The 14,798-nt window shown below is 55.6% G+C and carries 12 protein-coding genes; 7 read left to right on the forward strand and 5 right to left on the reverse strand.

Annotated features, from left to right (window positions below; all coding sequences use genetic code 11):
* Position 1: 1 nt before the first annotated feature.
* The 5 genes from LVD14_RS06725 to LVD14_RS06745 all read right to left on the reverse strand — a co-directional run bounded on the left by LVD14_RS06725 (position 2) and on the right by LVD14_RS06745 (position 5,204).
* Positions 2 to 748, reverse strand: coding sequence for an endonuclease/exonuclease/phosphatase family protein (locus tag LVD14_RS06725; protein WP_237133259.1), 747 nt, complete (start codon positions 746 to 748; stop codon positions 2 to 4).
* 2 nt (positions 749 to 750) lie between these two features.
* The gene (locus tag LVD14_RS06730) at positions 751 to 1,671 is read right to left on the reverse strand and encodes a universal stress protein (protein ID WP_237133260.1); all 921 of its coding nucleotides are present in this window, start codon (positions 1,669 to 1,671) and stop codon (positions 751 to 753) included.
* A gap of 110 nt (positions 1,672 to 1,781) precedes the next feature.
* Positions 1,782 to 2,636: a polyamine aminopropyltransferase gene (speE, locus tag LVD14_RS06735; RefSeq protein WP_237133261.1), complete on the reverse strand. Its 855-nt coding sequence runs from the start codon at positions 2,634 to 2,636 to the stop codon at positions 1,782 to 1,784.
* A gap of 12 nt (positions 2,637 to 2,648) precedes the next feature.
* Entirely contained in the window at positions 2,649 to 3,140 is a 492-nt protein-coding gene (gene speD / locus LVD14_RS06740; protein ID WP_237133262.1) for an adenosylmethionine decarboxylase, read from the reverse strand.
* Positions 3,141 to 4,055: 915 nt separating this feature from the next.
* The gene (locus LVD14_RS06745; RefSeq protein WP_237133263.1) at positions 4,056 to 5,204 is read right to left on the reverse strand and encodes an acyl-CoA dehydrogenase family protein; all 1,149 of its coding nucleotides are present in this window, start codon (positions 5,202 to 5,204) and stop codon (positions 4,056 to 4,058) included.
* 159 nt (positions 5,205 to 5,363) lie between these two features.
* On the opposite strand from LVD14_RS06745, the gene LVD14_RS06750 reads away from it, so the two are divergent.
* The 7 genes from LVD14_RS06750 (at position 5,364) to LVD14_RS06780 (ending at position 14,785) form a co-directional block, all read left to right on the forward strand.
* Positions 5,364 to 6,578: a 3-oxoadipyl-CoA thiolase gene (locus tag LVD14_RS06750; RefSeq protein ID WP_237133264.1), complete on the forward strand. Its 1,215-nt coding sequence runs from the start codon at positions 5,364 to 5,366 to the stop codon at positions 6,576 to 6,578.
* A gap of 28 nt (positions 6,579 to 6,606) precedes the next feature.
* On the forward strand, positions 6,607 to 8,709 hold the full coding sequence (locus LVD14_RS06755; protein ID WP_237133265.1) for a 3-hydroxyacyl-CoA dehydrogenase NAD-binding domain-containing protein: 2,103 nt from the start codon (positions 6,607 to 6,609) through the stop codon (positions 8,707 to 8,709).
* 30 nt (positions 8,710 to 8,739) lie between these two features.
* Complete coding sequence (locus tag LVD14_RS06760; protein ID WP_237133266.1) at positions 8,740 to 9,777, forward strand: alcohol dehydrogenase; 1,038 nt, start codon at positions 8,740 to 8,742, stop codon at positions 9,775 to 9,777.
* A gap of 164 nt (positions 9,778 to 9,941) precedes the next feature.
* Positions 9,942 to 11,222, forward strand: a complete 1,281-nt coding sequence (locus LVD14_RS06765) for a serine hydrolase domain-containing protein (RefSeq protein ID WP_237133267.1) — start codon at positions 9,942 to 9,944, stop codon at positions 11,220 to 11,222.
* Positions 11,223 to 11,403: 181 nt separating this feature from the next.
* On the forward strand, positions 11,404 to 12,312 hold the full coding sequence (locus LVD14_RS06770) for a DMT family transporter (RefSeq protein WP_237133268.1): 909 nt from the start codon (positions 11,404 to 11,406) through the stop codon (positions 12,310 to 12,312).
* 217 nt (positions 12,313 to 12,529) lie between these two features.
* Positions 12,530 to 13,108, forward strand: a complete 579-nt coding sequence (locus tag LVD14_RS06775; protein WP_237133269.1) for a gluconate 2-dehydrogenase subunit 3 family protein — start codon at positions 12,530 to 12,532, stop codon at positions 13,106 to 13,108.
* A 3-nt stretch (positions 13,109 to 13,111) separates the two neighbouring features.
* Positions 13,112 to 14,785 (forward strand): GMC family oxidoreductase, encoded by a 1,674-nt coding sequence (locus LVD14_RS06780; RefSeq protein WP_237133270.1) that lies wholly within the window; start codon positions 13,112 to 13,114, stop codon positions 14,783 to 14,785.
* The last annotated feature ends 13 nt before the right edge of the window (positions 14,786 to 14,798 follow it).

Genomic DNA, 14,798 nt, shown 5'->3' on the forward strand with positions numbered 1-14,798 from the left:
CTCAGCCTCTGGTCAGTTCGATGTCCGTTATCAAAGCGCAGTGATCGGAAAATTCACGCCAATTGGTGCCTGAAAGCTTAACACAGTCGTGGATATCGAATCCGCGCAGATAAATGCGATCCATTGGCAGCATCGGGAAAAACGCTGGAAAGGTCTCCGCGCATTTGCCAAACACACTTTCATGCGCTTCCACTACACCCAGCTTCTCTTTCAGCGTGCGGTGTGTGGTGCGGCGCCAGTCGTTAAGATCACCTGCGATGACAAGCGGTGCCGTGTCAGGAACCTTGCGTTGGATATAGTCAATCAGGTGGCGTGTCTGTAGCTGACGTTCCCGTTCAAACAGACCAAGGTGAATACACAGCAGGTGTACGTCGTCGGAGATGGTGCCGTGCAGGAAGCCGCGTTGTGAGAAGTTCACAAACGAAGCGTCGATGTTATCCCAGCTGACAAAAGGCAGTTCGCTCAGAATGGCATTGCCGTGGTGTCCGTGCTGGTAGATTGCGTTCTTGCCGTAGGCGTGATGAGACCAGACCGTATCTGCCAGGAACTCCATCTGGGACTCGTCGGGCCAGTGTCGCAAACGTTTACGATGCAGGGAATGGTCGCCGACGACCTCCTGCAGAAACACCAGGTTGGCTTTGCTGGCGCGCAGATGGTCGCGGATATGAGACAGCACCAGGCGTTTGGGCCCCATGCTGAATCCTTTGTGAATATTCAGCGTCAATACACGGAAGTGGGTCTCTGACATGGTTATGCCGGTTGCGACTTGTGCTTCATGACGAGGACGTCGCAGGGGGTGTCGTAAAGAATTTTTTCAGCGGTGCTGCCAACAATCGCCTGTTCCACCACATTGCGCGACAGTGCACCGAGTACCAGGATGTTGGCTTTTTCGCGCTTGATCGCGTGTGTCAGCGTTTTTGCAATATCACCGCGGGTCATGACCAGATTCTGCTCATCAATGTGATGCTCGTGAATCAATTCCAGCAGCCTGTCCCGGTGTTGTTGACGGACTTTGCGAATATACACCTCGGCATCGGTCACTTTGGGGAACATGGCGCTGAGATCAGGGAAGTAACAGTGAAATACGCGGGTATTGAGCTGCATGGCGCGGGCCAGGCTCGCTGTGGTCTCCAGCAACAGGTGATCCAGCGCATTCTGCTGCGCTTTGGCATGCATGGGGTCTACGGATGCCATCACGCAGCCGTCCTCAACCCAGGGCTGCGCTTTAACCAGAAGCAGGGGGGTTGGACAGTTTTTGACCAGGCGCCAGTCAGTGTTGGTGATCAGTATGCGTGCCAGCCGACCCGGTTTCTGAACACTTTTTAAAACCAAGTCCGGTTGTTCGCTGTCGATCAGCTTTAGCAATGCTTCAGAAGCGTTCTTGTCTGATGTAAAAACGCTGCGGGCTTCGATACCCTGGGCTTCGAAGCGCTGCTGCAGCGCATCCAGTCGGTCCTGGTAATGCTCCTGAAATTTTTGTTTCTGAGAGGAGAAAAATCGTGCTGTCAGACCGCTCTGGGTACTTTCTTCCTGTGCCAGGACGTTCGCTTTGTTCATGACCAGCACGACGCTGGCGCGGTAGTAGAAACCCAGCAGAATGGCACGGTCAATTACGTGGTCTTTGTCATTGTCAGGGTCAACAATGACCAGTATTTTTTTTAGTTTTTCCACTGCCGGTGCCCTTGCCTTGCGGTTGCGTCAACAGCAGACATATTGGGTAATCAGCAAAGTGATTGTCAAGGTGGAATGTTCTGGCCCTGAGACCGGGATCAGGGCGCGTGCTACTGTTTGATAGCCTGTTGCAGGTAAGCGGGCAGCGCAAAGGCGCCGGCATGCAGCTCAGGCGTGTAGTAGCGGCTCTGGATGCCAGTCGCCTGCCATCGCTCGCGCAACTCGGTCAGACTGGTCTGTCGTGCGGCTGGTGAGTCACTGGCCCAGGCAAAAGCCATGATTCCGCCAACATAGGTTGGCACGGCGGCGCAGTAGAAGTGCCAGTCCTCAAACAGCTTGCTGAATCGGGCAGCTGTGTTGGCTACTTCGTCAGTCTGCATGAAAGCCACTCCATTCTGGGTGACCAGAATGCCGCCCGGGTTGAGGCAGCGCTGACATCCAGCATAGAAGTCTTTGGTGAAAAGAACTTCACCAGGACCCATTGGGTCAGTGGAGTCAGAAATGATCACATCGAAGCTTTGGTCAGTGGTCTGCACAAAGTCAAAACCATCACCAATCACGATATTTGCGCGCGGATCATCGTAAGCCCCGTCGCTATGGGACGGAAGGTACTGACGTGCCATGTCAATTACAGCCTGGTCTATCTCGACCTGGGTGATATGCTCAACGCTTTTGTGACGGCACACTTCCCGAAGAATTCCGCCATCACCGCCGCCGATGATCAGCACCCGCTTCGCATTGCCGTGAGCAACAAGGGGTACATGTGTCAGCATCTCGTGATAGATAAACTCATCACGCTCAGTTGTCTGAACAACACCATCCAGTGCCATGACACGTCCGAACTGCGCATTCTCGAATATCACCAGGTGCTGGTGCTCGGTCTTGTGTTCGAACAGGATTTCGTCGACACGAAACGACTGTCCGTAACTCGCATAAAGCGTTTCGGTCCAACGTTGATCAGACATCTGAGGCTCGGCTTATTCTTCGCTGGCAGGCTGCGTCAGGCCGCGCAGCTGCTCGCCGACGGTTACACGCGTCGGACGGAAGGCACCTTTAAGTACGGGTACGGCCTTCTCGGGCGCAGCATCGCCGCACATGAAGATATCAAAGGCGGCGTATCCGCGCTCAGGCCAGGTGTGTACGCTGATATGCGACTCGGCCAGTACCGCAACGCCGGAGATACCGCCGTTGGGGGTGAAATGATGCAGATGGATGTGCAGCAGGGTGGCACCACAGACTTCGACGCATTCGCGGAACTTGGCTTCCATCAGCTCCAGGTCGGTCAGGTTCTCTGCACCCCAGAAGTCAATCAGCAGGTGTGTGCCAGCGAATTCGAGGCCATTGCGCTGAATGAAGTGATCCTTGGCGTCCGCGTCCGGTTCTCCGGCAAATGTGGGCCATTCACTCTCATTCGCACTGGTGGCGGCTGGTTTGAGAGACTCTTTTTTAAAGGAGGAGATTGCACTCATTATCCTTTCCCCAAAAAAAGATGGCGGTGAACTCATAGACCGTCTGTATTGCTGTGATTAAGCAGTTGCCGTCTGGACTATAAGCCTCCACACCATGCGTGGTTGATTTCGGTGATTTTCTGATGCTGTTCTGCGGAAAACTGCATGAAGCGACAGAGGGGGAGCAGTTTATTGATTTTTTAGGGAATTACAAGAGGTTTTCTGACTTTTTTTGGTGTTCCGGCGGCGTTTTCTGGGACAACGCGTCCGACTCCGGAACCTGGGTGGCAGTCCTCGGGTACACCCTCGCTCCTTGCCACCCAGTCCCCGACACCTCGATTGGGCCGTTTGCCGCGCCGCCAGCGGTCACAGAAACGCAGAGAACCTCATGTGATTCCAGTTCTTGGCGTTGCGGCGTGTTCTGGGTTCGGAGCGTCCGGCGCCGGAACCTGGGTGGCAGTCCTCGGGTACACCCTCGCTCCTTGCCACCCAGTCCCCGACGCCTCGATTGAACCGTGTCGCCACGCCGCCGGCAGTCAGAGAAACGCAGTGAACCTGTTGTGACCCCTGTTCTGGGCGATGACGGCGCGTTCTGGAATTGGTGCGTCCGTTGTTGGGATCAGGGCTTCAATCTTGAGGTTGGCACAAGGGGAGGGAGGTGGGTGTGTATAGAACCGCGGGAACTGGCACTGTAGTGAAATCGAGGTCTCGGGGATAGGGTGGCAAGGAGCGAGGAAAACCTGACGAGGACTGCCACCCTAGTTCCGAGGCCGGAAGCGATGAACTGAGTCCCGAGCCGCGAAGCGTGCGAGGTCGAGTTCCGCCCCGCCGGGTGAGTGGCGAAAGGATGCGATCCGGGCGGGATGTGACACCCACCTCCCGGACCGCTACCGAAACAGAAGTGCTTATAAGCCAACTCAGTGTCGGAGTGAGCGCTTAGCTGGCGTCGCGGATCATATTGCGGGCGATGATGATCTGCTGGATCTGCGAGGTGCCCTCGTAAAGACGGAACAGACGCACATCCCGATAGAAGCGCTCCACCGCGTATTCCGAGATATAGCCGGCGCCACCATGGATCTGCACTGCACGGTCTGCCACGCGTCCCACCATCTCAGTAGCGAACAGCTTGCAGGCTGCCGATTCCGTGCTGATGTTCTGTCCCTCGTCACGCTTGCGGGCAGCGTCCAGCACCATGCAGCGAGCCGCATAGGCCTCTGTCTTCGAGTCGGCCAGCATGGCCTGGATCAGCTGGTGCTCGGCGATGGGTTTGCCGAACTGTTTGCGCTCAATGGCATAGTGCAGAGCGTCGTCAATCAGGCGTTCAGCGATCCCTACGCTGAAACCAGCGATATGCAGACGGCCGCGGTCCAGCACTTTCATGGCGGTGATGAAGCCGTCGCCTTCCTTGCCGATCAGGTTTTCTGCCGGTACACGACAGTCTTCAAAGATGACATCGCAGGTGAGTGAGCCGGCCTGGCCCATTTTCTTGTCGATTGCACCCAGGGTGATGCCAGGTGTGCCTTTCTCAACGATAAAGGCGGAGATGCCGCGTGCACCCTTTATATCCGGGTTGGTGCGTGCCATGACATTGAATGTATCGGCGACCGGGCCGTTGGTGATATAGCGCTTGGTACCATTAATGATGTAGTGGTCACCGTCTCGAACCGCGGTGGTTTTTACTGAGCCGGCGTCGGAGCCGACATCTGGTTCGGTCAGACAGAAACAGCCTACCCACTCGCCACTGGCATATTTGGGGAGGAACTTCTGCTTCTGCTCTTCAGTGCCGTCGAAGACCACAGCCGCCGATCCGATACCATTGTTGGTACCCAGGATGGAGCGGAAGGCCGGCGACGTGCGACCCAGTGCTAATGCGACATAGATCTCTTCTTCCATGGTCAGGCCGAGGCCGCCATATTCTTCAGGAATGGTCATGCCGAACAGTCCGAGGTCTTTCATTTCCTGAATGATCTCGTCGGGAACCTTATGGGTTTCTGCTACTTCCTGCTCAACGGGAATCAGCCGTTCCCGCACAAAACGTTCAACCATATCAACGAGTTGGTTGAGAATTTCCTGGTCTCGGATCATGCGTAACCTCAAATAGTAAAAGCGCTGTTTTTTATCGAACGAAAGTTCGACATAATACCCCGAACGAGCGTCCGAGTCGAACTGCACGGCTCCAAAAGCTTGTGCTACCATTGCGGCCCTGCCGATTCTGTATGTTATGGGGAACAAGAGAAGAATTCTATGAGTCAGTTACAAGAAGCCTATATATATGATGGTGCCCGCACGGCTTTTGGTCGTCATGGCGGCGCGCTCTCACCGATCCGCCCTGATGATCTGCTGTCGCACGTCATTCGCAGCGTTGTGGGGCGCAATGTGTTTGACCCGGCGGCCTATGAAGACGTCATCATGGGCAATACCAACCAGGCCGGGGAAGATTGCCGCAATGTTGGCCGCTTTGCCGCGCTGCTGGCGGGTCTGCCAACAACGGTGGCCGGTCTGACTGTCAATCGCCTGTGTGGATCAGGGCTGGCTGCAATACTGGACGCCAGCCGGGGTGTCAAAGCCGGCGAGGGCTCCCTGTTCCTGGCGGGTGGTGTTGAGTCGATGAGCCGGGCACCACTGATTCTTTCCAAGGCCCAGACGGCATTCGATCGTGGTCAGCAGATCGCTGACAGTACGCTGGGAGCGCGATTCACCAATCCGCTGATCTCCAAGAACTTCGGCGATGACACCATGCCACAGACGGCAGACAACATCGCCAAAGACCTGGGTATCAGCCGTGAAGACAGCGATGCGTTTGCTGCTGCGTCCCAGTCGAAATATGAAACTGCACGTGCAGCGGGCTTTTTCCAGGAAGAGATTGTTCCGGTTGAAGTGCCTCAGGGGCGCAAAAAGCCGCCACTGGTGGTTGACGCTGACGAGCATCCACGCCCTCAATCGACTCTTGACGTGCTGAGCGGGTTGCGAACACTGTTTGATGGTGGTGTGGTTACTGCAGGTAATGCATCAGGCATTAACGACGGCGCCGCCGCATTGATCATCGGTGACGAGGCGATTGGACAGAAATACGGCGTAAAGCCACGCGCACGTATCATCGCTGGCGCTGTGGCAGGCGTCGAGCCGCGTGTCATGGGCCTGGGGCCGGTCTTTGCCATTCGCAAGGCTCTGCAACGCGCCGGCCTGACGTTGAAAGACATGGACATCATTGAAATCAACGAGGCGTTTGCTACCCAGGTGCTGGGTTGTCTGAAGATGCTCGAGATCGATTTCAGCGATAAACGCGTAAACCCCAATGGTGGTGCGATTGCCGTGGGTCACCCGCTGGGTGCCTCGGGTGCCAGGATCGCCATCACGACACTGCGTCAACTCGAACGCACCGGTGGTCGATACGCAGTGATCAGCCTTTGTATTGGTATCGGTCAGGGCGTCGCAGCCGTCATTGAGCGACTCGACTAATCAATCATTCACTTACAAGGAATTTGCTATGTCTAGTGTAGTCAGCTACGAAATCGTCAATAATATCGGTGTCATCAAGGTCGACAGCCCACCCGTCAATGCGTTGTCGCAGGCAGTGCGCGAAGGTATTCTGGATGCTGTCAACGCCGCACAGAAAGATGACACTGATGCCATCGTTCTTATGTGTGAGGGTCGTACCTTTATCGCTGGTGCGGACATTACCGAATTCGGCAAACCACCGCGTGATCCATCACTGCCAGCCGTGCTGGGCGCACTGGAAAATTCTTCAAAGCTGGTTGTCGCAGCCATTCATGGCACAGCTCTGGGTGGTGGCTTTGAGACGGCCCTGGCCTGTCATTATCGTTGTGCGGTCCCGTCTGCCAAAGTCGGGCTGCCTGAGGTAAAACTTGGCATTCTTCCGGGGGCAGGTGGCACACAACGCGTTCCTCGTATAGCTGGGGTCAAGGCCGCCCTGGAAATGATTACATCCGGCAATCCTGTTGCTGCAGCAAAAGCAAGCGACATGGGATTGATTGATGAAGTGTTGGCTGGAAAAGACCTGAAATCAGAAGCAGTTGCCTATGCACGCGATCTGGCTGATTCAGGCGCACTGCTGAAACGTATTCGTGATATCAAGATTGACCCGGCAAGCATTGAACCTGGCTTCTTTGACGCCTACCGCAAGCAGGTTGCCAAGCGTGCGCGAGGTCAAATTGCTCAGGACCGCATCGTCTCTTGCGTTGAGGCGGCTGTGAATCTGCCGATGGACGAGGGTCTGGAAGTCGAGCGCAAACTGTTCTCAGAGCTTGTCAGCTCACCGCAGTCAAAGGCCATGCGCCATGCTTTCTTTGCCGAGCGTGAAGCTGCCAAGATTAAAGACCTTCCCAAAGACACACCAATCCGTGACGTCAAGCACGTTGCTATCATTGGCAGCGGCACCATGGGTGGTGGTATCGCCATGTGCTTTGCCAACGTCGGCATCCCTGTGACGCTGGTTGAGCTGAACCAGGAAGCACTGGATCGTGGTCTCGGCATCATCCGCAAGAACTACAGCATCACCGTTCAGAAAGGCAAGATGTCAGAAGCCGACATGGAAAAACGCCTGAAGCTGATCGACGGAACCACCAGCTATGACGATATCAAGAACGTCGACCTGGTCATCGAAGCGGTATTTGAAAATCCGGACATCAAAAAAGAAGTGTTTGGCAAACTCGATGCGGTCTGCAAGCAGGGCGCCATTCTTGCCACCAATACCTCCTACCAGGACGTCAACATGATCGCCGAGGCGACCAGCCGTCCGCAGGATGTGGTAGGCATGCACTTCTTCAGCCCTGCCAATGTCATGAAACTGCTGGAGGTGGTGCGTGGTGACAAGACAGCGGATGATGTGCTGGCAACAGTCATGAAACTGGGCAAGACCATTGGTAAAGTGTGTGCACTGTCACGTGTCTGCTACGGCTTTATTGGCAACCGTATGCTGCAGGGCTACGGTCGTCAGGCGCACATGCTGTTGCTCGACGGCGCTACGCCTACTCAGGTGGATGCCGCCGCCGAGAAATTCGGTATGGCGATGGGTCCGCTGGCAGTGGGCGATCTGGCAGGACTGGACATCGGTTACAAGGCGCGTCAGGCATTGGGCACCAAGCCAGATCCGCGGACCTGCATCATCGCTGATGCGCTGGTAGAAATGGATCGTCTGGGTCAGAAATCAGGTGCCGGGTATTACAAATATGACGCGGCGACCCGAGCCCGTCAGGCAGACCCTGAAGTAGAAGCGCTGATCAAGGAAAAAGCAAAAGAGCTGGGTATCGAACAGCGTGACATCAGCGAAGAAGAAATTGTCGACAGGCTGTTCTTCCCGCTGATTAACGAAGGTGCGCTGATTCTCGAAGAGGGTATCGCCCAGCGCCCCGGAGATATCGATGTTGTCTACCTGTATGGCTATGGTTTCCCGGTGGCCAAGGGTGGTCCGATGTTCTACGGCGATCAGGTGGGCCTGAAGCAGGTCTACGATCGTATTTGTGAGTTCCGCGACAAGCTGGGAGCCGACTACTGGCAGCCGGCTCCGCTGCTGGAGAAGCTTGCCAAAGAAGGTAAGACATTCGCAGACTGGGCAAAGGACAACGGCTGATCAATCCATAGCTCAACGACAGGAGCACACATGATTTCTTACCAGACTGCGGCGCCAGGCGCGCCGCTGCAACGCGTTGAGTCCGATACGCCACAGCCGCAGGGCAGTGAAGTATTGGTGAAGATGGTGGCCTGCGGTGTCTGTCACTCAGACATTCACCTGCATGACGGTGAGTTCAATCTGGGCAATGACAAGAAGCTCGACGTGGGCAGATCCGGCCTGGTGCTGGGTCATGAAATCTTTGGTGAAGTAGTTGCCGTGGGGCCAGATGCGAAGGGTGTCGCTGTCGGTGATCGACGCGTGGTTTATCCCTGGATCGGTTGTGGTGAATGCGCCAGCTGCCGGCGCGGCGAAGAGCATTTATGTACACCGGGCCGCGGTCTGGGCACTGTCAATCAGGGTGGTTTTGCTGAGTATGTTGTGGTGCCTCACCCGCGGTACCTGTTCGACAAAGGTGAGGTTTCTGACTCGCTTGCATCGACATACGCGTGCTCCGGTCTGACTGCCTACAGCGCGCTGAGAAAGGTCGGTGCGCTGACCGATGGCGACGAGGTTGTGCTGATCGGTGCTGGTGGTGTCGGCATGATGGCGCTGCAGATCGCTCTTGCCATTGGCATCAAGCCAATAGTGGTCGACATAGACGACCAGAAACTGGCTGCTGCGGCAGAGCTCGGGGCGAAAGCGGTGTTTAACTCCAGTGATCGTGCAGCAAGCAAGGAAATCAAAAAGCTGACTGCCGGCGGTGCCTACGCGGCCATCGATTTTGTTGGCGCGGAGGCATCAGTCAACTTTGGTCTGGGCTGCCTTCGTAAGGGTGGCAAGATCATTATCGTGGGTCTTTATGGTGGAGCGTTGAACATGCCACTGCCGTTTATACCCATGAGCGCCCGTATTATTCAGGGTACCTACGTTGGCAGTCTGCAGGAAATGGGTGAGCTGATGGAGCTGGTTCGAGCTGGCAAAATTGCACCTATCCGCATTGAGGAACGCCCACTGGACCAGGCCACACAGGCGCTGGCTGACCTCAAAGCGGGTAAAGTGCAGGGTCGTGTAGTGCTTCGCGGCTGAAAAAAAAGAACGCAATGCAAAAGCCCCGGTCAGGATTTGAACATCCGGTCCGGGGCTTTTGCATTTCTGTGATTTGATTGGCATTTGTCCGTCAAGATCGCTATTCTCGAATTCTGCCCTGAAAACCAAAATACCAAAACGGGTCACAGAAGAGGAGAAGCTCCATGAAGCCAGCTGCCAGACAATTGCGCCGTCTTGCCCTGACGGCCGCGCTACTGACACCCCTGTCAGCAATCGCGCAAACCCCCGAATCCGGACTGCCCATGGCCGAGCCAGAAACTGTCGGCATGTCCTCCGAACGCCTGCAACGTATTGATGACTTTACCCAGCGTTATATCGACGATGAGATGGTTGCCGGCACAGTAACGCTGGTCGCGCGCAAGGGGCGTGTTGTGCATTTCAGTGCGCAGGGTATGAAGGATGTTGAACGCAATCAGCCGATGACGAGGGACACCATTTTTCGCATGGCATCGATGACCAAACCGATCGCCTCCGTCGCCTTGATGATGCTTTATGAAGAAGGCTGGTTCCAGCTGGATGATCCTATCTCGGACTGGCTGCCAGAATTCTCTGACATGATGGTGCAGGTTGAGGACGAGGCGGGCAACACGCGGCTTGAACCGGCCAGAACACCAATCACGTTTACCCACATACTGACTCACACTGCCGGACTGATGAACAGTTACCGGGGTGACGTAGCCCGATATTCCCGTGTGTCCCAGGTCATGGGTGACGAGGACCTGGCCAGCTGGACTGAGCGGCTGGCAACTCTGCCACTGCGTTACGAACCAGGCACGCGCTGGGAGTATTCAGCTGCGACCAGCGTTGTCGGTCGTCTTGTGGAAGTCATTTCGGGGCAGGACCTGGATACGTTTTTCCGCGAACGCATTTTTGAACCGCTTCAGATGCGTGATACCTACTTCTACCTGCCGCCAGATAAGGTCAATCGCTTTGCCACACTTTACGGGCCCAATCCTGACGATGAAAACCGTATGATGCTGACCGAAGTTGGCGACAGCAACAGTCGCTATGTCGCAGAGCCGCGTAATTTCTTTTCAGGTGCAGGTGGTCTGGTATCTACAGCGCATGACTATGTGCGTTTCCAGCAGATGATGCTCAATGGCGGTGAGCTGGATGGGGTCAGATTGCTTGGCAAGAAAACAGTAGAACTGATATTTGCCAATCACACTGGCGACCTGCCATTGTGGTTGAGTGGTCCTGGTATGGGCTTTGGGCTGGGTTATTCCGTTGTGCTTGACAGGGCAGAAGCCCACACGTCTGACAGCGAAGGTTCGGTGTCCTGGGGCGGCGCATTCGGCACTCTGTTCTGGATTGATCCGGAGGAGGAGCTGGTGGCAATCATTTTGACCCAGATCCGTCCTTACAGCCACATTCGCATCCGCGAAGGATTCCACAATGTCGTAAATCAGGCGATTGTGGATTAGGTTAAAAGATTCGTTTTTCACGTCGCCTGCAGTGTGTCCTATCGACACTGCCGGCGACGTTTGTCTGCAGAGATCACCACCGCCAGTCGTTTGTGTGCGCGGGATATTTCCTGAAACTGTACCTGTTCGCTCGCCGATAAAACGCGCATAATGCGCGCAAATTTTCTTAAGAGTAATCTCCATGACCCTGCGGGAATGGTTCTGGATCGTATTTCTGGGTGCGGTCTGGGGCGGCTCATTTATTTTTAATGCACTGCTGATTCGGGAGTTGAGCCCGCTGTGGGTGACAGCGTTTCGTGTTGGTATTGGTGCGCTGGGCTGCTGGCTGTTCCTGATGGCGATGCGTAAGGCTGTGCCGCGCGATCCGGTTTTATGGTTGAAGCTTGGATTGCTGGGCGTGCTTAACTACGCCATTCCGTTTGCCCTGTTTCCGTTAGCGCAGGCGCAGTTGGCCAGTGGTGTGGCGGCAATCATCAACGCACTGACGCCTATCATGACGGTGATCGTGTCGCATTTCTGGCTTAATGGCGAACGCATGACCTGGAGTAAAACGGTTGGTGTGGTTGCTGGTTTTTCCGGGGTTGCGATTCTGGCGTCTCCAGCACTGCTGGCCGACGGCAATTCGCGGGTATGGGCAATCGGCGCCTGCCTGTTGGCGACCCTGTGTTATGCGCTGGCTTTGAACATTGTGCGTAGCTTCCGGCATGTCGAACCCACGGCACTGACGTCCATAGCTTTAACCGGGTCAGCCGTCGCAGCCATTCCTGTGGCTTTGGCTGCGGATGGTTTGCCTGTGATGGTGATGCCATCTTCCTGGGCCGCGGCGCTGGCGATTGGTCTGATCTCCACTGCGTTTACATTTCAGATCATGTACCGCTTGTTGCCGCTGGTTGGCGCAACCAATTTCTCCACGACCACGCTGATTGCGCCAATCTCTGCCATTATCCTGGGTACCCTTTTTCTGGGAGAGACCATACTCCCATCACACCTGCTGGGTATGGCCGTGATCTTTCTGGGGCTGACTTTTATAGACGGTCGATTGCCACGCTTGTTGCGAGGCATGTTCGCCAGCGCAACACAGTCTGAATAGTCCAGTACCAGCTGCCCTGGTTGTAGAACGAGTGGCACGTAACTTTACGGAAATCACTTCTGCTGCAGATATACGTCCATCGCGCGTATGTCATTTAGCGTAGCAATTCCTCGATGCATCTCTATCGGTTCATGCTAGACTCAAGTTGAAATCCTGTTCGGTTAACAGCTGGCCGGGATAGCGTTTTCGCGATGAGGCTACGAGAGAGGAACTTCTCATGAACGGCCCAATGTCCCGCCGCGCGTTGCTGGCCCTGACTGCGCGACTTGCAAAACAATCCTGCATAGTACTGACCCTGCCCATGGTGCTAAGCGGCTGCGAACGTGCTCGTCAGTCGGCTGCAGAGGGAGCACTTTTTTCAACGCTCAACTCCGATGAAGCCAGTGAGCTGGCTGCCATTGCATCACGCATCCTGCCCAGCGACGAGACGCCAGGTGCCAATGAGGCCGGGGTGATCCATTTTATGGATCATGTGCTGGGCGATGGGCGCGATGATGAGCTTGCATTGCTTCGGGTAGGGCTGCTGGAACTACAGGCTATGGTCCAACAGAGTTTTAATACACCCACGTTTGCCAGCCTCGATAGCAGCCAACAGGATGAGTTGCTGACACGCATTGAATCAACCCAGTTTTTTGGCACCATGCGCTTCCTCACCGTTGCCGGTATGTTCGCGCTGCCAGAGTATGGTGGCAGTGCGGACCTGCCCGGCTACCGTATGATCGGCTTTGAAAGCCGACATTTCTGGCAGCCGCCTTTCGGTTATTACGACGCGGATTACGCCGCGAGGGGGGAGTAGGTCATGGCTGAAGCGAACAACTCCCTGCCGCATTTCGACACCCGTACGGACGTTGATTTTGTCATTATTGGCTCTGGCGCGGCCGGCGGTATCATGGCCAGAGAACTCAGTACGGCAGGCTTTTCTGTCGTGGTGCTGGAGCAGGGCCCGCATTTGCAGGCTGGCGATTTTCGTCACGATGAATGGGCTTATGATATCAATAGTGAACTTACCTGGAGCGTAAGGCAGGGCCACCCTCAGACGTTCAGGAAAACCGAAAACGAAGAAGCGCAGCCCGTCGAACGTGCCCTGAGTTACGCACACAACGTGGGTGGTAGCAGTGTGCATTATTCGGGCAACTTCTGGCGCCTGCGACCCATTGATTTTATGGAGGCAAGTGTCAAAGGCACTATCGCCGGAACCAATTTCACCGACTGGCCGATCAGTTACGAGGAACTCGAGCCGTATTACTCCCGGGTAGACTGGGAAATTGGCGTGTCAGGGCTCCAGGGGCCATGGGATCCGCCCCGGTCGCGCGATTATCCCTGCCCTCCCATGCCTGTGAAGGGGTCTGATGTTCTGTTGGAGCGCGCTGCACGTCAGCTGGGGCTGACTGCCTATCCTGCCCCCGTGGCCATTCTTTCCCAACCACACAATGGGCGTCCAGCCTGCACGCACTGTGGCTTCTGTAATGGGTATGGGTGTGAGATGAACGCCAAATCTTCCACCATGATTGCCATGATTCCGCAGGCGCTGGCTTCCGGAAATTGCGAGTTGCGCACCGGCTGCACGGCAGCGCGAATAGATACCGATGACAGCGGCCGCGTGCGGGAGGTGGTCTACTGGGATGCTGATGGTACAGAACAGGCACAACGTGCCAAAGCGGTCGTGCTTTGTGCCAATGGGGCGGAAACGCCGCGTCTGCTGCTGCTCTCTGCCAACAGTCAATTTCCGGATGGCCTGGCCAACAGTAGCGGTATGGTCGGCAAAAACCTGATGTTCAATGCCCATTGCTCCGTGGTCGGTCTGTTTGAGCACCCGGTGAATGCCTACAAGAGCGTGCCTACAACCCGTGTTGTTCATGATTATTATGAGATAGACCAGACCATGGGTTTTTATGGTGGTGGTGGTATTGATGGTCGGCATCCCTCCCGTGGCATGCCAATGGGGCTCGCGCTGCGGGGCAGCCTTTTCGACGGTCCCAGCTGGGGAAGTGAATTCAAGCGCCATCTGAGTCAGGAATTTACACACACTGCTGCGTTTAACGGGCACACGACCTCGCTTCCCCTGTCCAGTAATAACGTCAGCCTGGATCCGACCCTGAAAGACAAGTGGGGAAGACCGGCGCTGCGCTGCACCTACATGGATCATCCGGATGACATCGCGACCATGAAGTTTTTCCATGACAGATGCTCAGAGTTGATGTCAGCGGCCGGAGCCATAAAACAAACCGGTTATTACGCCCAGAACGGTCAGAACGGCAGCGTACATTTGCTGGGTACCTGTCGCATGGGCGATGACCCAACCAACTCTGTTATCGATCGATACCATCGCGCCCACGATGTGCCTAACCTCTATATGGTAGATGGCAGTAGTCTGGTAACTTCCGGACGCGGTCAACCCACCATGACCATCATGGCACTGGCCTTCAGGGCCGCGGACAATATTATTCAGGCAGCCAGACGCGGCGAGATTTAATTATCGCCGCGAG

The organism is Pseudohongiella sp. O18 (genome assembly GCF_021729085.1).
GTDB lineage: Bacteria > Pseudomonadota > Gammaproteobacteria > Pseudomonadales > Pseudohongiellaceae > Pseudohongiella.